At 60.7% G+C, this 17,830-nt stretch carries 20 protein-coding genes; 12 read left to right on the forward strand and 8 right to left on the reverse strand.

Going from position 1 to position 17,830, the window contains the following annotated elements:
- The first annotated feature begins 1 nt into the window (after window position 1).
- A complete protein-coding gene (locus M8997_RS02915; RefSeq protein WP_250013485.1) occupies window positions 2-901 on the forward strand; it encodes a DmsC/YnfH family molybdoenzyme membrane anchor subunit in 900 nt (299 codons plus the stop codon).
- A gap of 12 nt (window positions 902-913) precedes the next feature.
- Here M8997_RS02915 and M8997_RS02920 read toward each other — a convergent pair whose 3' ends face one another.
- The 6 genes from M8997_RS02920 to M8997_RS02945 all read right to left on the reverse strand — a co-directional run bounded on the left by M8997_RS02920 (window position 914) and on the right by M8997_RS02945 (window position 6,397).
- On the reverse strand, window positions 914-1,846 hold the full coding sequence (locus tag M8997_RS02920) for a lipid A biosynthesis lauroyl acyltransferase (protein ID WP_250013486.1): 933 nt from the start codon (window positions 1,844-1,846) through the stop codon (window positions 914-916).
- 7 nt (window positions 1,847-1,853) lie between these two features.
- Window positions 1,854-2,882 carry a zinc-binding dehydrogenase gene (locus M8997_RS02925; RefSeq protein WP_250013487.1) on the reverse strand — a complete coding sequence of 343 codons (1,029 nt, stop codon included), beginning with the start codon at window positions 2,880-2,882 and terminating at the stop codon, window positions 1,854-1,856.
- Between the two features lie 26 nt (window positions 2,883-2,908).
- Window positions 2,909-4,186, reverse strand: a complete 1,278-nt coding sequence (locus M8997_RS02930) for a beta-ketoacyl-ACP synthase (RefSeq protein ID WP_250013488.1) — start codon at window positions 4,184-4,186, stop codon at window positions 2,909-2,911.
- Between the two features lie 11 nt (window positions 4,187-4,197).
- A complete protein-coding gene (locus M8997_RS02935) occupies window positions 4,198-5,382 on the reverse strand; it encodes a beta-ketoacyl-ACP synthase (RefSeq protein ID WP_250013489.1) in 1,185 nt (394 codons plus the stop codon).
- 64 nt (window positions 5,383-5,446) lie between these two features.
- Window positions 5,447-5,728 carry an acyl carrier protein gene (locus M8997_RS02940; protein ID WP_008123430.1) on the reverse strand — a complete coding sequence of 94 codons (282 nt, stop codon included), beginning with the start codon at window positions 5,726-5,728 and terminating at the stop codon, window positions 5,447-5,449.
- A gap of 108 nt (window positions 5,729-5,836) precedes the next feature.
- Window positions 5,837-6,397, reverse strand: a complete 561-nt coding sequence (locus M8997_RS02945; protein WP_250013490.1) for a histidine phosphatase family protein — start codon at window positions 6,395-6,397, stop codon at window positions 5,837-5,839.
- Window positions 6,398-6,500: 103 nt separating this feature from the next.
- Between M8997_RS02945 and M8997_RS02950 the strand changes: the two genes are divergently transcribed.
- The 3 genes from M8997_RS02950 to M8997_RS02960 all read left to right on the forward strand — a co-directional run bounded on the left by M8997_RS02950 (window position 6,501) and on the right by M8997_RS02960 (window position 10,093).
- Complete coding sequence (locus M8997_RS02950) at window positions 6,501-7,457, forward strand: AEC family transporter (RefSeq protein WP_250013491.1); 957 nt, start codon at window positions 6,501-6,503, stop codon at window positions 7,455-7,457.
- Between the two features lie 142 nt (window positions 7,458-7,599).
- Window positions 7,600-9,057, forward strand: a complete 1,458-nt coding sequence (locus M8997_RS02955) for an NAD-dependent succinate-semialdehyde dehydrogenase (protein WP_250013493.1) — start codon at window positions 7,600-7,602, stop codon at window positions 9,055-9,057.
- Window positions 9,058-9,073: 16 nt separating this feature from the next.
- Window positions 9,074-10,093, forward strand: a complete 1,020-nt coding sequence (locus M8997_RS02960) for an aldose epimerase family protein (RefSeq protein ID WP_250014377.1) — start codon at window positions 9,074-9,076, stop codon at window positions 10,091-10,093.
- Here M8997_RS02960 and M8997_RS02965 read toward each other — a convergent pair.
- Window positions 10,080-11,024 (reverse strand): sugar kinase, encoded by a 945-nt coding sequence (locus M8997_RS02965; protein ID WP_250013495.1) that lies wholly within the window; start codon window positions 11,022-11,024, stop codon window positions 10,080-10,082. The genes M8997_RS02960 and M8997_RS02965 overlap by 14 nt on opposite strands.
- Window positions 11,025-11,159: 135 nt before the next feature.
- On the opposite strand from M8997_RS02965, the gene M8997_RS02970 reads away from it, so the two are divergent.
- Window positions 11,160-11,774, forward strand: a complete 615-nt coding sequence (locus M8997_RS02970) for a pyridoxamine 5'-phosphate oxidase family protein (RefSeq protein WP_250013497.1) — start codon at window positions 11,160-11,162, stop codon at window positions 11,772-11,774.
- A 6-nt stretch (window positions 11,775-11,780) separates the two neighbouring features.
- Here the strand turns inward: M8997_RS02970 and phnF are convergent, their stop codons facing one another.
- The gene (gene phnF, locus M8997_RS02975; protein ID WP_250013499.1) at window positions 11,781-12,533 is read right to left on the reverse strand and encodes a phosphonate metabolism transcriptional regulator PhnF; all 753 of its coding nucleotides are present in this window, start codon (window positions 12,531-12,533) and stop codon (window positions 11,781-11,783) included.
- An 81-nt stretch (window positions 12,534-12,614) separates the two neighbouring features.
- Here phnF and phnG point away from each other — a divergent pair, with 81 nt between their 5' ends.
- Genes phnG through M8997_RS03010 form a run of 7 tightly spaced genes read left to right on the forward strand, consistent with a single transcriptional unit; the run spans window position 12,615 to window position 17,798 of the window.
- Window positions 12,615-13,091 carry a phosphonate C-P lyase system protein PhnG gene (gene phnG / locus M8997_RS02980; protein WP_250013501.1) on the forward strand — a complete coding sequence of 159 codons (477 nt, stop codon included), beginning with the start codon at window positions 12,615-12,617 and terminating at the stop codon, window positions 13,089-13,091.
- Window positions 13,092-13,703: a phosphonate C-P lyase system protein PhnH gene (gene phnH, locus M8997_RS02985; protein ID WP_250013503.1), complete on the forward strand. Its 612-nt coding sequence runs from the start codon at window positions 13,092-13,094 to the stop codon at window positions 13,701-13,703.
- A 3-nt stretch (window positions 13,704-13,706) separates the two neighbouring features.
- Window positions 13,707-14,816: a carbon-phosphorus lyase complex subunit PhnI gene (locus M8997_RS02990; protein WP_250013507.1), complete on the forward strand. Its 1,110-nt coding sequence runs from the start codon at window positions 13,707-13,709 to the stop codon at window positions 14,814-14,816.
- The gene (locus tag M8997_RS02995; protein ID WP_267226551.1) at window positions 14,813-15,691 is read left to right on the forward strand and encodes an alpha-D-ribose 1-methylphosphonate 5-phosphate C-P-lyase PhnJ; all 879 of its coding nucleotides are present in this window, start codon (window positions 14,813-14,815) and stop codon (window positions 15,689-15,691) included. Before M8997_RS02990 ends, M8997_RS02995 begins: the two co-directional genes overlap by 4 nt.
- The gene (phnK, locus tag M8997_RS03000; protein ID WP_250013509.1) at window positions 15,688-16,464 is read left to right on the forward strand and encodes a phosphonate C-P lyase system protein PhnK; all 777 of its coding nucleotides are present in this window, start codon (window positions 15,688-15,690) and stop codon (window positions 16,462-16,464) included. Before M8997_RS02995 ends, phnK begins: the two co-directional genes overlap by 4 nt.
- 9 nt (window positions 16,465-16,473) lie before the next feature.
- Entirely contained in the window at window positions 16,474-17,187 is a 714-nt protein-coding gene (gene phnL / locus M8997_RS03005) for a phosphonate C-P lyase system protein PhnL (RefSeq protein WP_250013511.1), read from the forward strand.
- A complete protein-coding gene (locus M8997_RS03010; protein WP_250013513.1) occupies window positions 17,184-17,798 on the forward strand; it encodes a DapH/DapD/GlmU-related protein in 615 nt (204 codons plus the stop codon). Before phnL ends, M8997_RS03010 begins: the two co-directional genes overlap by 4 nt.
- The last annotated feature ends 32 nt before the right edge of the window (window positions 17,799-17,830 follow it).

The following is a 17,830-nucleotide window of genomic DNA, read 5'->3' on the forward strand; positions in this document are numbered from 1 at the left end:
AATGCATCCAGCCTATTCGATGATCATATTCACGGTACTGTCAGGCCTGGGCTATGGGCTTGCCGTCGTTCTTGGCCTTGGCGGGCTCGAGCCTTCGCTGCCATCGACGGTGCTGGCCCATATCCTGGCGCTGGTGCTCATAGCGGCGGGATTGATCGCGTCGCTCTTCCACCTCGGCAATCCGCAACGGGCATGGCGCGCGCTCAGCCAATGGCGGTCGAGCTGGCTGTCGCGCGAAGGCGTGATGGCGCTTGGAACCTTCGTGCCTCTGACATTGAACGCCGGGCTGTTGCTGTTCACAGGACAGTCGGAGCCCATCCTCGGCTATATCGGCGCCGCCGGCGCCATGCTCACCGTGTTCTGCACGTCGATGATCTACACGTCGCTGAAAGGCATAGACGCCTGGCACAGCGCCCTGACGCCGGCCTGCTTCCTGCTCTTGTCGCTGACGGGGGGCGTTCTGCTCGCCGCCTGTTTCGCCCCGGGCACGAGGCTGCTTGCCGGCGCGGGATTGCTGCTGCTCCTCGGCGCGATGGCCAGCAAATTGGCGTGGCGCAGGCGGATGTTGCGAAACCAGCCGCTCTCGACACCGGAAAGCGCGACAGGGCTGGGCGGTATCGGCCGGGTGCGGCTATTCGAACGTCCCCATACGCTCGACAATTATCTCACGCGGGAAATGGGCTACCGCGTCGCGAGGAAACATTCGGCGAAGCTGTGGGCCATTGCGCTTGTCTGCGCTTTTCTGCTGCCGGCGGCACTGCTGCTGCTTTCCCTGGCGCTGGGCGGCCTGCCCTTGCGTTCGGTGCTCGTCTTCGCCGTTCTGAGCCATTCTGTCGGCGTTCTGGTCGAGCGTTGGCTGTTCTTCGCGGAGGCAAGGCACGCCGTGATGAATTATTATTGAGCGACCATGACCCTAGCTGTTCCAGCGCTTGTGGAACCACATCCATTGGCCGGGATATTCGCGGACCCAGGCTTCCACCTTGTCGTTCAGCGCCTGCGCGGTCGCAGCTATATCGACGCCGCCCTTTTCATCGCGCGGCAGCTCCATCTTTTCCTCGAGTTCGAGACGAAACCGGCCGCCAGGAAGGCGGACGCAGCGCGCCGGATAGACGTCGCATTCATATTGCCGCGCCAGCTTCGCGAGGAGCGGGTTCGTCCTGCACGGCCGGCCGAAGAATGTCGAGGGTACGCCCCGACGGAACTTCTGGTCGACCAGCATGCCCACATTGCCGTCCGCGTTGAGGACTGTCGCGAGCGACCAGGCGGCACCCGCCTTTGAAGGTACGAGATGACCCATATTCGTGCGCCGGGCGCTCAAGATCTTCTTGGCGACATAGGGATTGTTGGGCGGGCGGAACAACGCGGTGACGTTCAGATCGAACGTGGCCGCGCATATCGGCAGCAGTTCGAAATTCCCCGTATGGCCGGTGAAGAAGATGTGAGGACGGTCCTTTTCGTCGCGGATGCGCTCGAAGATCTCGCGTCCCTTCACCTCGACGAGGCCCGTTTCGTCGCTGTGCGGATCATAGTCGAATATAGCGTCGAGGAAGATGTACTCGCCGGTGAGGCGCGCCATGTTGCCCCACATTTCGCGCGCGATCGTCTGAAGCTCGGCTTCGTCCTTTTCCGGATAGGCCTTGCGCAGATTGTTCATGGCGACCCTGTGGCGGCCGAGCCAGGGGCCAACCCGTCGCGCAGCGGAATCCAGAAAATTCATCGCTGCCCTTGCCGGCAAGAGCTGCAGCAACCGCAAGATGCCGAACACGAAATGAGCGGACAGCCAGTAGTTGAACATTTTCAACTTCTGGCTCCACCGGAAGAGGGCGAGCTTGTATTTGAGCTTCATTGCTGGATCAATTGATGCGCAATATGATCTTGCCGAACACGTCGCGGCCTTCCATTCGCTTCAACGCGGTATCGATATCGTCGAAACCGACTTCGGTGTCGATGACCGGATGAACCAGGCCGCGCGCCATCTTCTGCATGGCGTCAGCCATGTTCTCCATCCGGCATCCGAAGGAACCGAGCAGCTTCAACTGCTGCTGGAACAGCATCATCAGATTCATGCTTGTCGAGACACCCGATGTCGATCCGCAGGTGACGAGGCGTCCGCCACGCTTGAGCGAGAGCATCGAGCCGGCCCAGGTATCGGCGCCGACATGTTCGAACACGACGTCGACGCCCTTCTTCTTTGTCAGTTTTCGGACGACGCCTTCAAAGCGGTCTTCACGGTAATTGATGACATGATCGGCGCCGAGCGCCTTGGCCTTTTCGATCTTGCTGTCCGAGCCAACCGTCGTGATGATCGTACAACCGATCTTGCGAGCCAGCTGGATCGCGGCCGAGCCTATGCCGGAGCCGCCCGCATGGATCAGGATCGTTTCGCCGGGCTCGAGCTTGGCATTGTCGAAGAGCATGTGCTCTACCGTGCCGAAGGTGACGGGCGCGACCGCCGCGCCGATTTCATCGACACCGGGAGGGGCCGGTACCAGCAGCCGCGCCGGCAGATTGACCTTCTCCTGGGCGAAGCCGTCGAGATGAAAACCATGAACGCCGGAGACATGCTCGCAGAGATTGTCGCGGCCTTCCCGGCACGGACGGCAGAGGCCGCAGGTACGGGCCCCGTAGATCGAAACGAGCTGGCCCGGAAGGAGGTTGGCCACACCCGGACCAATGGCGTCCACGACGCCGGAGGCCTCGGCCCCGATCGTCAACGGCATTTTGCGTTTCGCGAATGCCATGCCGCGCCAACCCCAGACGTCGATATGATTGAGGGCGACGGCCTTGATATTGACGGTGACCTCGCCGGCAGCCGGCGGAGGCGGGGGTGCCAGATCGACGATCTCGAGTTTGCGGTCTTCAACCAGTTGTAATGCGCGCATATCCGTTTTCCTTTTAGGGAAGGGGATTAGTGCGGTTCTGCAGTCATTACAAGACAGGTATTTTGTCCGCCAAAGCCGAAGGAGCTGGAAAGCACCGTAGAGACGCTGGCTTCGCGCTTCACATTGGGCACGACGTCGAGGGCGATCGCCGGATCGGGGTTGTCATAATTGATCGTCGGCGGAATGGTCCCGGTCTGGATGGTGAGAACCGAAAAAACCGCCTCGATCGCGCCGGCCGCGGTCAGAGTGTGCCCGATCATCGACTTGTTCGACGAGACCGGAAGCGACGATATCCTTTCGCCAAAAACGGTGGAAAGCGCCAGATATTCCATCTTGTCGTTTTCCGGCGTGGAAGTGCCATGCGCATTGATGTAGTCGATGGCGTCTTCCTTGATGCCGGCGTCATCGAGCGCCGCACGAACGGCGCCGATGGCTGGCGATCCATCGGGTTTCGACCGCGTACGGTGGAAATCATCCGCTTTTTCACCGCATCCGCGCATGATGCCCAGGATATTTGCGCCGCGGGCAACCGCCGCTTCGAGCGATTCCATGACCAGCGCACCGCTGCCTTCAGCCATCACGAATCCATCGCGATCCTTGGAGAACGGCTTGGCGGCCTTGTGGGCAGGATCATTCTGCGTGGAGAGCGCGGACAGCAGCGAGAACCGGATCAGAGCTTCAGCGGAGACCGAGCCGTCGGTTCCGATCGAAAGCACCCTGTCGCTCTCGCCGCGCCGGATCGCCTCGACGCCAAGCTGGATCGCCGTGGCGCCGGACGCACAGGCGGTCGAAAGCGTGATCGGCAGGCCCCGCGTGCCGAAAGTATCAGCGAGACGCTCGGCGATGAAGCCGAACTCGGCCGTATTGAACATTTCCGTGTGAGCCTGCTGGCGGCAGGCGGCAAGCAGCAGATCATATCCGGGCTCGCCTTCGCTCTTCACCGCTGCATCGAGGGCAAAGCGATTGCGCCATTCGAGTTCGACCGGGGGGGCTGCCAGAAAAAGCGGGCCACCGAAATCATCCGTCTTGAAGCCCGCCTGCGCGATTGCCTCTTCAGCAGCCAGCGAGGCCAGTTTCTCGGAGAGCGCCGAAGCGCCCTTGCTGCTTTCCTCGAGGAAATCGACGGTTCCAGCGATCTGCGTGCGCAGATTGTCCAACGCAAAACGGGTGATCGTATGAATGCCGGACGTGCCAGAGGTAAGCGCGGTCCAGTTTTCCTGCTTGCCCTGTCCGAGCGACGAAACGACGCCGAGCCCCGTGATGGCAACCAATGGACGGCCTAGATGATCGGTATATTTGGACATGGAGATATCCTTTAAACCTTGGTCAGGCGGGCGACGCCTTCGCTGCGCGTGGCGCCGATGGAGGTTGCTATCGCACTCGTGACCTTCGCCGGTCCGGCCTTCTCGTGCTCGCTGTCGAGCGGAGCGAACGCCTGTCCCTTGAACACGGTAAGCGCCGCGATCGCCACAGCCAACGGGAATTGCGCCTCGCGCATATGGCCGGTTTTCGTCGCCAATCCGCGAATGGCGGAACTTTCGAACGAGTCCAGCACCGCTTTCTCGGCTGCGGTCACCCGCTTGGCCCCGCTTGCGCCGGAAATGATGAGATCGGCAGTGCTCTCCGCGCTGGCTGCGCCGAGAAGCTTGGCTATCGTCGTTTCCAGATCCTCGCGGTTGCGCCTCGTCTGCTCGCCGAAGACATTATCGATTGCCGCATAGGCGCGTGCGCCGCGCTGCTTCGCATGGTCGGCGCTTTCGAGCACCAGAAACGCACCACCGGATCCGGTGACGATACCGCCGCCGCTGGCATTCTCGCGCTGCCATAGCGGCGACCAGCCATCGGTCTTGAGCATCTGGTTGAGCTCGAACCCCAGCAACATATCCGGATGTTCGGCATTATACGCGCCGCCAACGAGCGCATGCGTGCTCTGCCCGGCACGGATGCGCGAGACGGCGGTGTCGATAGCGGAAATCCCCGAACCCTCTTCGCCCATGAAGGTGCGCGAGGATCCCGTAACCTTGTGGACGATGGAAATATTGCCGGCGAGAAGGTTGGAAAGCTGGGCAAGGAACAATGTCGGCCGAAGTTCCGTCGACAGTTTCTCGTTCAGCATCGTGCCAAGATCGTTGCGGCCGCGGGCCTCGGCAAGAATCTGCGTGTCGACCGCGACATCGCGCTCGCCGCCACCGGCTGCGACGACCATGTCCATGGTCGTGCATAGCGCCTCGTTCTCCTTGATGCCGGCATCCTGGAGGGCCAGCCCGGCGGTATAGGTGCCGATCCGCTGCCAGGTTTCCATCTGGCGCTGGTCGCCGCGCTTCGGAATCTGGTTGTTCCAATCGACTTCCGTCAGCGGATGCACCGTATAGGGGTTGAACCTGTCGCTGTCCGTTCGGGGCGCCGACGCATCGTTCAGCGCCTGCCAATGCGCCTCGACGCCTTCTCCAAGCGAAGAAATAAGTCCGATGCCAGTGATAAGGACGGTATTGTTCTGCATTTTTCGCAACACCGCTTTACGGTGGACCCGGTTGATCGAGAAGAGAGCGGCAGGCCGGTCTGGATCAGGCCTTCTTCGCAGCGACGAGTTCGTCGATCTTGGCGCAAAGGTTCTTCAGCACGAAATATTCTTCGGTCGGAACCTTGCCGTCATTGACTTCCTGCGTCCACTGTTCCAGCGGAATCTTGATGCCGAACGCCTTGTCGATCGCAAAGACGATGTCGAGGAAGTCGAGACTGTCGATACCGAGATCGTCGATCGTGTGGCTCTCGGGGGTGATCGAGTCGCGATCGATTTCGCTCGTTTCAGCAATGATATCGGCAACTTTGTCGAATGTATCGGACAATGGATGTTCCTTTGTGTTGTAGGTGCCTTCGGCAAGGCACAGATGCTTCATGGGGCGCTATCTAGCTTTTTTCACGGCGCAGGGAAAGACCCATGCGCCTCGTGCAATTCAATCGAATATAATTCGTCCAGCGACATTTATCGTCTGTCCATCTTTCGCGGGCGCCACGACAACTGCTTCGGAAGGGCGCGGTGTGATGCCGGTCAGGGCCGCAATATGGTTGCGATCGGTCATGATTACCAGATTTCCCTTGCCTTGAAATGTGTTGATGGCGGCGCGAAGCGCCTCGGTCTGCTGCTGGTCCGCCCCCGTGTCGAGCGATGGCAGGACTTCGGCGGCGACGGAACCGAACGAAAGACGTGCTGTTTCACGGGCAGCGCAGGAGGAACTCGTCAACAGCTTCTCGATGCGTATCGAGCGGGCGGCAAAACGCGCACCAAGCTTTTGCGCCAATTGGTGGCCACGGTCGGAGAGGACCCTTCCGCTGCACTCGTCATCGCCCGGCTGGGCAGCGGCTCTCGGCGTTTCTCCGGCTTGCAGCAATATCGTATAGCCGCCGCTCTGGATGCGCGCCCAGGCTGCCTCCGTCGCCACGGCGCTTGGAACCATGGAGGCGAGCAGCAGACACAGCAAGGCTGCGGTCGCCAGATAAGGGAATCTTGCAGGCATTGGTCCTCCTTACCAGTCGAAATGGGGATTTGCTCGCAAAAAGTGAAGGAGAACGGCCGTTCACCCTTGCGACCCGCGCCCGGCGGGCTTATTGCGGATGGCGATGGGCCTCGTTCAGACAATTCTCGTTGTGTTCGGTGTGATTGCCATCGCTTACGCCGCTGCACACTTCAAGTTGCTGGATGAGCGCGTGGGCGATGGGCTGTCCGAATTCGTGTTCATGATCGCTGCACCATTGCTGCTCTTCCGCACGATGGTCACCGCCGATTTCCATGGCACTGCGCCATGGGGGCTGTGGATCGCCTATTTCAGCGGCGTCACGATTGCATGGGCTGCCTCGGATATTGCGATCAAACTCCTGTTCGGGCGCGACAATCGAGCCGGGGTGGTCGCGGGTGTTTCCGGCTCGTTCTCCAATCTCGTATTCCTGGGCATGCCGCTCGTACTCGGCGTGTTCGGACAGCCCGGATTTGCAGTCCTGTCCCTGATCGTCGCCGTTCACATGCCCATCATGATGGCCGCATCGATCTGCCTGCATGAAGTCGCGCTGCGCCGCGACAAGGTGTTCGATGGAGAACATAGTTTCACCGCGGTGGTGCGATCCTTTTTTACGAGCCTGCTGCGCAATCCCTTCGTGCTGGGGATATTGGGCGGCTGGCTCTGGCGATTCGCAGGTTTGCCCATGCCGCAGACCGTCGATGCGCTGATCGGCACGCTGGCCAGCGTGGCCGGTCCGGTTGCGCTCTTCGCCATGGGAATGGGCCTGAAGAAATTCGGTGTTTCGGGCAATATCGCCGCGGGTCTCGCCATGTCCGTGATCAAGCTGATGATCATGCCGGCAGCGGTGCTCGGCGCCGTGCTGTTGCTGGGGTTACCGGCGTTTACCGCGAAAATTGCGGTGGTATCGGCGGGCCTGCCAGCCGGCGTCAACTCATATCTCATCGCGACGCGATTCGGCACCGGCCAGGCGCTCGCTTCCAATTCCATGGTGATGGCCACGGGTCTTTCCGCAGCAAGCCTCTTGTTCTGGATATTCGTCGTCACCCATATCTACGGCTAGGACGGTTTGCCCCGTTGCAGCTTTCGCGGAAAAAGAGCAGGGTACCGATGGCCCCGACCAGGCGGCTTTGCTGACAGCAATTAAGGTTCATCCAGTACGGACGCTACCAGGACCATAACCCTCAGAATTCAGGGAGACTATGATGTTGCAGAAATCCAGCCAGTTCATGAAGCAGGCCAATCTCATCGACGGAGCGTGGGTCGCGGCAGATTCAGGCAAGACGATCGACGTCATCAATCCCGCGACCGGGCTGAAGATCGGCACGATTCCGAATTCGGGCAAGGCCGAGACGCAACGGGCAATCGATGCCGCCGCCGAGGCCTTCAAGTCCTGGCGCAAGACTTCGGTGCTGGAGCGATCCAAGCTCATGCGCAAGCTGCACGATCTCATCCTTGAGAATAAGGACGCACTTGCCGAGCTCCTGACCATGGAGCAGGGAAAATCCCTGGCAGAGTCCAAGGGCGAAGTCGGCATGTCCGCCGCCTATATTCTCTGGTACGCAGAGGAAGCCCGCCGGATGTATGGCGACGTCATTCCTTCACCATGGGCCGACCGGCGGATCATGATCACGAAGGAACCGGTCGGCGTCGTTGGCGCGATCACGCCATGGAATTTCCCGTCATCCATGCTGGCGCGCAAGATCGGCCCCGCCTTGGCGTCCGGATGCACGGTTGTGGTGAAGCCCGCCACGCAGACGCCCTATTCGGGACTTGCCTGGGGCGCGCTGTGCGAGGAGGCCGGTATCCCGAAAGGCGTCGTCAACATATTGACAGGTTCGGCAACCGAGATCGGCGGAGAGCTGACCAGCAATCCCCTGGTGCGGAAGATCACCTTCACGGGCTCCACGGAAATCGGCAAGATTCTCATCAAGCAGGCAGCTGATACGGTCAAGAAGGTTTCGATGGAGCTTGGCGGCAATGCCCCATTCATCGTCTTCGACGACGCGGATATCGACCGCGCGGTCGAAGGTGCAATCATGGCCAAGTTCCGCAACTCCGGCCAAACCTGCGTATGCACCAACCGGTTCCTGGTGCAGGCCGGCATCTATGACCGCTTTGTCGAGAAGTTCGCGGCTGCCACCGACAAGCTCAAGGTCGGTGACGGACTGGAATCCGGCACGCAGCAAGGGCCGCTGATCGATGAAAAGGCCGTTCAGAAGGTGGAAGAATTCATCGATGACGCGAAGAAGAAGGGCGCGAAGATCGTCACGGGTGGAAAGCGCCATGCGCTCGGCGGCAGCTTCTTTGAACCCACCGTCATTGGCGACGCCAAGGTCGACATGCTGTTCACCTCGGAAGAGATATTCGGCCCCGTCGCTCCGGTCTACAAGTTCGAGACGGAACAGGAAGCAATCGACCTCGCAAACAACACGCAGTTCGGTCTCGCCAGCTATTTCTATACACAGGATCTCGGCAGGGCGTTCCGCGTCTCCGAGGGATTGAAATACGGAATGGTCGGCATCAATGAGGGCCTGATCACGACGGTCGAAGCTCCGTTCGGCGGCGTGAAGGAATCAGGACTCGGCAAGGAAGGCGGTCATCAGGGCATCGAGGACTATCTCGATACCAAATATGTCTGCCTTGGCGGTCTCGGGCTCTGATCAAGAGATCGGCATGATGGAAACCGAAATATTCGGCCATGCGCCGTCTGGCGAGCCTGTCCACCGCATCACTATTTCCGGTGGTGGACTGACCGCCAAGGTCCTCACCTGGGGCGCAGTCATCCAGGACCTGCGTCTGAAGGGGCATGAACATCCCCTGGTGCTGGGCTATCGGAATTTCGAGGACTACCCGGCATATTCGCCCTATCTCGGTGCGACGATCGGGCGCTCGATCAATCGGATACGCAATGGCGAACTTGTGCTCGACGGCGCAACCTTTGAACTCGAGAAGAACTTCAAAGGGTTGCACAATATTCATGGCGGCAGCACCGGTGCAGGCAAGCGCGTCTGGCAGGTGGTGGCAGTCGGGCCGGATTATGTCACGCTCACCATCACCCTTGCCGATGGGGAGTGCGGGTTTCCGGGGAATCTCACCATTACCTGCACCTATATGCTGGAAGCCAAAGGTACGTTGGTCGTGCGACTCGATTCCGTCACGGACAAGCCGACGATCTGCAATCTCGCCCATCACAGCTATTTCAATCTGGAAGATGGCGGAGCGACCGACGCGCTCGACCATGAGGTCATGATCGCGGCCGACGCCTTTCTGCCGGTCGACGCCGACCTTCTTCCGGATGGGCGTGTTGTGCCGGTTGCCGGAACCAGCCATGATTTCCGCGTGGCTCGGCCTGTCCGGATGGAGCAGGACGGCCGCCAGATCGTCTACGACAATAATTTCTGCCTCTCCAGCCAGAGGCAGCCCCTGCGGCAGGTCGCTTCGGTCCGGGGACCCCGCTCAGGCATTGAGATGTCTGTGCTGACGACCGAGCCGGGCGTGCAGTTCTACGCAGCCAACACGCTTGGCGGGCGCCCGCCGATCGGCCTGACCGGCCAGCCATATGAAAACTATGCCGGCCTCTGTTTCGAAGCCCAAAGCTGGCCGGACGCCACGCATTATCCGTATTTTCCACAAGCCGTACTGCGCCCGGACCAGGCTTACCGTCAAATGACGAAATATAGTTTCAGGCAGAATTAGTCTGATCCACCGGAATGACGCCGAACGCCTTCCGCGCCTCCTTCATGGGCGCAAGCGCGCCATGATATTCGACTACCCGCGCGGCTACACGATGCGCTGCCGCAGCTGAAGACACCGGATCCATTCCTGCGACGCGGGCCGAAATGTAGGCGCCGTTGAAACTGTCGCCAGCGCCGGTGGTGTCAACCGCCCGTGCGGCAATCGCAGGCACGCTCGTCTGCTGGCCGTTCTCGACGACCAGCGCCGGAGCGGTGCCGTCCTTGACGATGATTTCCTTGACGCCGTAGCTGGCGATCCTGGCTGCTGTCTCCTCGGGCGTCGCGTCGCCGAAAAGAGCATTTTCATCCGGAAAGGTCGGAAGCGCGATGTCCGAGACGTGGAAGGCATTGCTCAGTGCCTGCTTCGCCGTTTCGGCATTTTCCCACAGGCGCGGCCGATAATTGGCATCGAATATGACCGTTGCGCCAAGTCGGCGGGCGCCGCTCACGGCGCTTAGAAGGTTCTGGCGCGCCCTTGGACTCAATATGCCCATTGTTATACCGGAGAAATAGATGATCCTCCGCCCCTCAAGGCTGCGCTGGAGCGCATCCATGTCATCCGCGAGCTGACGCGCTGCCGAATCGCTGCGCCAATAGGTGAAGGACCGTTCCGCTTCCGTGAGCGTGATCGCGTAGAGCCCGGGGCGCGCGCCGGTAATGGTGGGGCTGTGGGCTGTTTTGATGCCGTTCTCCGCCAGGAATGCGCGTTGTTTGTCCGAGAAGGGATCGTCGCCGAAGGCGGTGACATAATCGACCGGGAAATCTGCCGGGGCGAGGGCGCGTACATACCAGGTGGTGTTGAGCGTGTCTCCGGCAAAGCCCATGCGCCATTGGTCGCCATTTGCTCCGGAAAGCTCGATCATACATTCGCCGATTGCAGCAAAACCGCCCATGTGAACCTCTTTCTTCCGTACTGGGGCGAACTGATATACTAGCTGGTTGCCGCTGTCATGGGCTAAAACGGGCCGCGTGTCACAATCGGTTCGTGAAGGCGTGTTAGTCGGCGAAGGCAAGCAAGGGAGAAACGAATGTCACGGATTACCACGATCGAGCAATTGGAAGCGATCTATGATGCCGGCGTCACCGAGGCATCGACAGCCAAGGTCGCCGCCCACATCACACCGGAATATCGCCTGCTCATTGAGGCCTCGCCCTTTGTCGCCCTTGCTACCAGTGGACCGGAAGGCCTCGATTGTTCGCCGCGCGGCGACCTGGCGGGCTTTGTGCGTGTTCATGATGCGAATACGCTGATGATGCCGGACCGGCGCGGCAACAATCGAATCGATTCCCTGCGGAATATTGTCCGCGACCCGCGCGTCGGGCTGCTATTTCTCATTCCCGGCCTGACCACCACATTCCGCGTCAATGGCAAGGCCTATATCGAGACTGAACCGGCACTGCTCGAAAGCTTCAATGTCGATGGCAAGGCGCCGCGCTCCGTCACCGTGATTGATGTCGAAGAGGCGTATTTCCAGTGCGCGCGGGCGCTCATACGCTCGGAACTCTGGAATCCGGAACGACATCGCTCGCCAAGGGAGTTTCCGACACCTGGCCAAATTCTGGCGGCCCTAAGCGAAAATCGGGTCGGCGGCGAGAATTATGACCGCGAATGGCCGGAGCGCGCGGCGAAAACGATGTGGTGAGGCGCTTCACTGCGCCGGATGATCGATGGCGATCTCCATACGATCGGCCGCAAAGCGTGTCTGACCATATTCTATCGGTTGCCCATTCATATCGACGTTGATGGCTGTGGAAACGAGGACGATCGCGCCCGGTGAAAGGCGCAGATGGCGCAGGTCCTCGGCATCGGCATGCCGCGCGGCGATGATGGTTGACTGACGAAGATAATCATCGACGCCTGCGGCTCTCAGCGCCGCGGTGATCGATCCAGATGCGCGATAATCATCGGCAATATTGGGAAACCGCTTCGCATCGAACCATGCCGTGGCGCAGGAGATGGGATTGCCATCGGCCGAATGCGTGGTGTCGATCCGGATGACCTCTCCATCGCTCATATTCAGCGCTTTTGCTATCTCGGCGCTTGGTGTTTCAAGCCGCTGCCCGAGCAGGGTGCCCCTGGTTTCCCGGACCTGCGCTGCCAGCGTCTGCGAAAAGCGCGTCCGCGAACCGATTCGGTAGAGCAGCTTGCGGTTGTTGGCGACGAAGGTGCCGCGCCCCTGTTCGGCTCTCAGCACGCCTTCATTGGTCAATGCAGCGATCGCCGCGCGGATCGTGTGCCTGTTGACGGAGAAACGCCGCGACAATTCCATTTCCGGTGGCAGTTGCGCGCCTGTCTCCAGCTTGCCTTCGCTGATATCGCCGCGGATCTGGTCCGCGATCTGTCGCCAGATCGCGACCCCGCTATTGCGCGTTATGAGGTTGTTTGCCGGCACGACTGTCATGCTCCTGTCATTGACCACGGATATAAGGAAGTATATTGTCTAGTTGTATAGATAAGTAGACAAATTTACCGGAGGTGTCAAATGGAAAACCCCGACGTTCAAAAAGCGAAGGCCGCGCCCGACCTGGCGCGAAAATCCGCCATGGCTTTGCTTGCTCAGGCAACACGGATTGAGCTCGAGGAGCGATGGGACGCCTGGCCTGCAAAGCCCAGTATCGAGGAGCTTCGTCGTCCGGAAACCGGACTTGTGATGTTGCGCGGCCGTATCGGGGGTGGTGGTGCGCCATTCAATCTGGGCGAGGCGACCGTGACGCGCGCAACGGTCAGGCTTGGCACTGGCATGGTGGGCCACGCCTACGCATTGGGGCGGGATCGCGAGAAAGTGCGTCTTGCGGCGGTTTTCGACGCACTCTGGCAAACGCCGGAGGCGCGCGACGCGGTGGAAGCCTCGGTTCTCCGGCCGATCGCCCGCCGGCTGGACGAGGATCAGTCACGGCGAACCTCTGAGGCTGCTGCCACCAAGGTCGATTTTTTCACGATGGTAAGAGGGGACGATTGAATGAAGCCGCAGACACAAATGTTCGAAGGCGGATTTCCGGACGCTGTCTTCGACGCGCAGCTTGTCTTTCGCGCGGTCATGGACGCCATGGCCAATCCGGGTCGTATCGTGCCGGTCGATCCGCGTGCAACGCCTCCTGCGCCGCTTTCGCCCTTGGCAGCGAGCATAGCTGCGACATTGTTCGACCAGGATACGATCGTCTGGTGCGACAAGCCGATCAGCAAGTCGGATGCCGCTGTCGGATGGTTGCGGTTCCAGACCGGCATGATGCTGTCGTCCGAGGCGGGGCAGGCCGATTTCGCTCTGGTAACGGATATCGACGCCATGCCGTCCTTCGAGGCATTCGCCAAGGGGACCGCCGAATATCCCGATCAATCGACAACGCTGATACTTCAGGTCGAAGGATTTGACGGCGCGGAGCAGTTTGACCTCAGGGGCCCGGGCATCGAGGAATCGACCCTATTTGCGCCGAGCCATCTGCCGCGGCTGTTCATCGAGCAGTGGGCGGCTAATCGTGCTGCTTTTCCGCGTGGCATCGATCTGATCTTTGCCGGCAAGGACAGGCTTGCTGCGCTCCCCCGCACCACGCGGGTCACGAGAAGGGAGTCCTGATCCATGTATGTGGCTGTAAAGGGTGGCGAAAAGGCCATCAATAACGCGCACCGGCTGCTTGCCGACCGTCGCCGAGGCGATCGGTCCGTGCCCGCGATCCGTCTCGACCAGATCGCCCAGCAACTGGCGCTCGGGGTCGATCGGGTCATGGCCGAAGGCTCGCTCTTCGATACGGAGCTGGCAGCGCTAGCGATCAAGCAGGCCCGCGGCGACATGATCGAGGCGATCTTCCTGCTGCGCGCCTACCGCACGACACTGCCGCGTTTTGGCTACTCCAATCCGCTCGAAACCGCGAAAATGCTAATCGAACGGCGCATTTCGGCGACTTTCAAGGATTTGCCGGGCGGGCAGTTGCTGGGAGCGACATTCGACTACACGCATCGTTTGCTGGATCCTGAACTTGCGGCGGACGAGCCCGTTCCCGCCGGCGAGAGGCGCGATGAGCCGGCCCGCCAATCGACGCCGCGCGTTACCGATATTCTTGGGCACGATGGAATGATCGAGCCCGACAGTTCCATGCCGGAAGAGCAGGAAATCGGTGATCTGACGCGCGAACCGCTGGCATTTCCGCTGGAGCGGGATCTTCGTCTGCAGGCGCTGGCGCGCGGTGACGAAGGCTTTCTGCTCGGTCTCGCCTATTCCACCCAGCGCGGTTATGCCCGCAGCCATCCATTTGCAGGCGAAATCAGAATCGGCGAGGTCGATGTCGAACTGGAAGTGGCCGAGCTCGATTTCCCGCTGACACTCGGGCGTATCCAGGTGACGGAGTGCCAGATGGTCAACCAGTTCAAGGGGTCCAGCAAGCAACCGCCGCAGTTCACGCGCGGCTATGGGCTCGTATTCGGGCAGAGCGAGCGCAAGGCGATGTCCATGGCGCTATGCGACCGGGCCCTGCGCGCTCGAGAACTCGGCGAAGACATTACCGCCGCGGCTCAGGATGAGGAGTTTGTGATTTCCCACAGCGACAATGTCCAGTCCACCGGCTTCGTCGAGCATTTGAAGCTCCCGCACTACGTCGATTTCCAGGCGGAGCTTGATCTGGTGCGCATGATGCGCGCCGAGCAGGGGCTGGAACGGACGACCGCCAATCAAGCGAGCGAGGCTGCAGAGTGACCGAATTTGCCACCTATAATTTCGCCTATCTGGACGAGCAGACCAAACGGATGATCCGGCGCGCGATCCTCAAGGCCATCGCCATCCCCGGCTATCAGGTTCCGTTCGCTTCCCGGGAAATGCCCATGCCCTATGGTTGGGGCACGGGCGGGGTCCAGGTGACGGCTGCCGTGCTTGGTCCCGATGATCGCCTGAAGGTCATCGATCAGGGTGCGGATGATACGACCAATGCAGTGTCGATACGGGCCTTTTTCCAGAAGACCGCAAACGTCGCCGTTACGACGAGGACGGCCGAAGCGACCATCATCCAGACGCGGCACCGGATTCCGGAAGTCGCGCTGCAGGCGGGCCAGATACTCGTCTACCAGGTGCCGATCCCCGAGCCCCTGCGCTTCCTGGAGCCACGGGAGACCGAGACGCGCAAGATGCACGCGCTCGAGGAGTACGGCCTGATGCACGTCAAGCTCTACGAGGACATTGCCCGTCACGGGCACATCGCCACGACCTATGCCTATCCCGTGAAGGTGGAGGGCCGCTATGTCATGGATCCATCGCCAACGCCGAAATTCGATAATCCCAAGATGCACAATTCCCCGGCTCTGCAGCTTTTCGGCGCCGGGCGGGAAAAGCGGATCTACGCCATTCCCCCTTACACGGAAGTGGTGAGCCTGGATTTCGAAGACCATCCCTTCACCGTGCAGTCCTTCGCGCAGCCCTGCGCACTGTGCGGGGCGCAGGGCGCCTATCTGGACGAGGTGGTCCTCGATGACAAGGGCGGAAGCATGTTCGTCTGTTCGGACACGGATTTCTGTGAGGATCGCCAGGCACAGGGACATCGCGGGCATCTTTCCCCGCAAGCGGAGGCAGCGGAATGAGCGATATGCCACTTCTGAAAGTCAATGGGCTTTCCAAATTCTACGGGAGCCGCATCGGCTGCCAGAACATTTCCTTCGAGCTTTATCCCGGCGAGGTGCTGGCCGTCGTGGGTGAGTCCGGTTCAGGCAAGACGACCTTGCTGAACTGCCTCGCCACCCGGCTCGCGCCATCGGCCGGTTCGGTGTCCTACCGCATGCGGGACGGTGAATTTCGTGATCTCTATCGCTTGAGCGAGGCGGAACGCCGTTTCCTTATGCGAACCGATTGGGGGTTCGTGCACCAGAATCCGGCCGATGGGCTGAGAATGACCGTTTCGGCCGGCGCGAATGTCGGCGAAAGGCTCATGGCCACCGGCAACAGGCATTACGGCAATATTCGCGCTACGGCGACGGACTGGCTCGGACGGGTCGAGATTGCTTCCGACCGCATCGACGACGAACCGAGAGCTTTCTCCGGCGGCATGCGGCAGAGATTGCAGATCGCCCGCAACCTCGTCACCGGGCCGCGGCTGGTATTCATGGACGAGCCGACCGGGGGGCTCGATGTATCGGTACAGGCGCGGCTGCTCGACCTGCTTCGCGGGCTCGTGGGCGACCTCGGTCTGGCGGCAATCATCGTGACGCATGATCTTGCCGTCGCACGGCTGCTGTCGCACCGGATGATGGTGATGAAGGACGGCGTCGTGGTGGAGACCGGACTCACCGACCGGGTGCTGGACGATCCCCAGGCGCCTTATACGCAGCTTCTCGTCTCCTCCATCCTGCAAGTCTAGGACAGCCCAATGTCATCAACACCACTTGTCGTTTCCGATGTCGCCAAGAGCTTCACCATGCACCTGCAGGGCGGGCTTCTGCTGCCGGTCGTGGAAAACGTCTCCTTTTCGATCCGGGCAGGGGAATGCGCCGTGCTGGGCGGGCCCTCCGGCGCCGGAAAAAGCTCGATCCTGAAGATGATCTACGGCAACTACGCCGTGGACAAGGGGCAGATCATCGCGCCTTTTGGCGGGCGTCTCATCGATCTTGCCCAGGCCGATCCGCGGACGATGCTCAGCATCCGGCGTGATCTCATCGGCTATGTCAGCCAGTTTCTGCGGACCGTGCCGCGCGTCGCCGCGATCGACGTCGTCGCCGAACCGCTGGTGGGGCGCGGCATCGACCGGGCGGTGGCACGGGACAGGGCGGCCGAACTTCTCGGTCAGCTCAACCTGCCAGAACGGCTGTGGACCCTGGCGCCTGCGACCTTCTCAGGCGGAGAACAGCAGCGCGTGAATATCGCGCGAGGGTTCATCACCGATCATCCCATTCTTCTCCTCGACGAACCGACAGCTTCGCTGGACGCTGCAAACCGCAGCGTGGTCATTTCCATGATCCGGAAGAAAAAGCAGGACGGCGTGGCAATGCTCGGCATCTTCCACGACGAGGACGTGCGGGAAGCGGTGGCCGACCGGATTATCGACGTCACCGCCTTTTCCAGCCGCGGCGGAGTTGCAGCATGACACGCCTGTCGGAAACACCGACCATCCACGAGACGGCGTCGGTCAGCGATTGCGAACTTGGCCGCTATACGGAAATTGCCGAACGCTGCCGGATGATCGACACCAGTCTTGGCGACTATTCCTACATCATGCAGGATGGGGCGGCATGGTGCGCTACGATTGGCAAATTTGCCAATATCGCGTCAAATGTGCGCATCAACGCTCCAAATCATCCGACATGGCGCGCCACCTTGCATCATTTCACCTATCGCTCATCGGATTATTGGGACGATGCGCAAGTGGACGAAGGCTTTTTCGACTGGCGCCGCGCCAATCAGGTCACCATCGGCCACGATGTCTGGATCGGGCATGGCGCGACGATCCTTCCGGGCGTGCGGGTGGGCAATGGCGCGGTCATCGGTGCAGGGGCCGTGGTGAGCCGCGACGTCGATCCCTACACGATTGTCGGCGGCGTGCCGGCACGCAAGATCCGGGATCGCTTCGATGACAAGACTGCGGCGCGACTTGAAGCACTCCGTTGGTGGGATTGGAGCCATGGCAAACTCAGGGCATGCCTCGATGATTTCCGTTCCTTGCCGATCGACGCGTTTCTGGACCGGCACGGCGTGTAAGAAAACTGTATCGCAATCGTCATCTCATTGAA

The sequence above is a fragment of the Phyllobacterium sp. 21LDTY02-6 genome, assembly GCF_023554255.2.
In the GTDB taxonomy this organism is placed as follows: domain Bacteria; phylum Pseudomonadota; class Alphaproteobacteria; order Rhizobiales; family Rhizobiaceae; genus Phyllobacterium.

What these genes read in the sequence shown, in the direction of transcription:
- M8997_RS02915 (WP_250013485.1), top strand. Translation starts at nt 2, where the DNA reads ATGCATCCAGCCTATTCGATGATCATATTCACGGTACTGTCAGGCCTG.
- M8997_RS02920 (WP_250013486.1), bottom strand. Translation starts at nt 1,846, where the DNA reads ATGAAGCTCAAATACAAGCTCGCCCTCTTCCGGTGGAGCCAGAAGTTG.
- M8997_RS02925 (WP_250013487.1), bottom strand. Translation starts at nt 2,882, where the DNA reads ATGCGCGCATTACAACTGGTTGAAGACCGCAAACTCGAGATCGTCGAT.
- M8997_RS02930 (WP_250013488.1), bottom strand. Translation starts at nt 4,186, where the DNA reads ATGTCCAAATATACCGATCATCTAGGCCGTCCATTGGTTGCCATCACG.
- M8997_RS02935 (WP_250013489.1), bottom strand. Translation starts at nt 5,382, where the DNA reads ATGCAGAACAATACCGTCCTTATCACTGGCATCGGACTTATTTCTTCG.
- M8997_RS02945 (WP_250013490.1), bottom strand. Translation starts at nt 6,397, where the DNA reads ATGCCTGCAAGATTCCCTTATCTGGCGACCGCAGCCTTGCTGTGTCTG.
- M8997_RS02950 (WP_250013491.1), top strand. Translation starts at nt 6,501, where the DNA reads ATGGGCCTCGTTCAGACAATTCTCGTTGTGTTCGGTGTGATTGCCATC.
- M8997_RS02955 (WP_250013493.1), top strand. Translation starts at nt 7,600, where the DNA reads ATGTTGCAGAAATCCAGCCAGTTCATGAAGCAGGCCAATCTCATCGAC.
- M8997_RS02960 (WP_250014377.1), top strand. Translation starts at nt 9,074, where the DNA reads ATGGAAACCGAAATATTCGGCCATGCGCCGTCTGGCGAGCCTGTCCAC.
- M8997_RS02965 (WP_250013495.1), bottom strand. Translation starts at nt 11,024, where the DNA reads ATGGGCGGTTTTGCTGCAATCGGCGAATGTATGATCGAGCTTTCCGGA.
- M8997_RS02970 (WP_250013497.1), top strand. Translation starts at nt 11,160, where the DNA reads ATGTCACGGATTACCACGATCGAGCAATTGGAAGCGATCTATGATGCC.
- phnF (WP_250013499.1), bottom strand. Translation starts at nt 12,533, where the DNA reads ATGACAGTCGTGCCGGCAAACAACCTCATAACGCGCAATAGCGGGGTC.
- phnG (WP_250013501.1), top strand. Translation starts at nt 12,615, where the DNA reads ATGGAAAACCCCGACGTTCAAAAAGCGAAGGCCGCGCCCGACCTGGCG.
- phnH (WP_250013503.1), top strand. Translation starts at nt 13,092, where the DNA reads ATGAAGCCGCAGACACAAATGTTCGAAGGCGGATTTCCGGACGCTGTC.
- M8997_RS02990 (WP_250013507.1), top strand. Translation starts at nt 13,707, where the DNA reads ATGTATGTGGCTGTAAAGGGTGGCGAAAAGGCCATCAATAACGCGCAC.
- phnK (WP_250013509.1), top strand. Translation starts at nt 15,688, where the DNA reads ATGAGCGATATGCCACTTCTGAAAGTCAATGGGCTTTCCAAATTCTAC.
- phnL (WP_250013511.1), top strand. Translation starts at nt 16,474, where the DNA reads ATGTCATCAACACCACTTGTCGTTTCCGATGTCGCCAAGAGCTTCACC.
- M8997_RS03010 (WP_250013513.1), top strand. Translation starts at nt 17,184, where the DNA reads ATGACACGCCTGTCGGAAACACCGACCATCCACGAGACGGCGTCGGTC.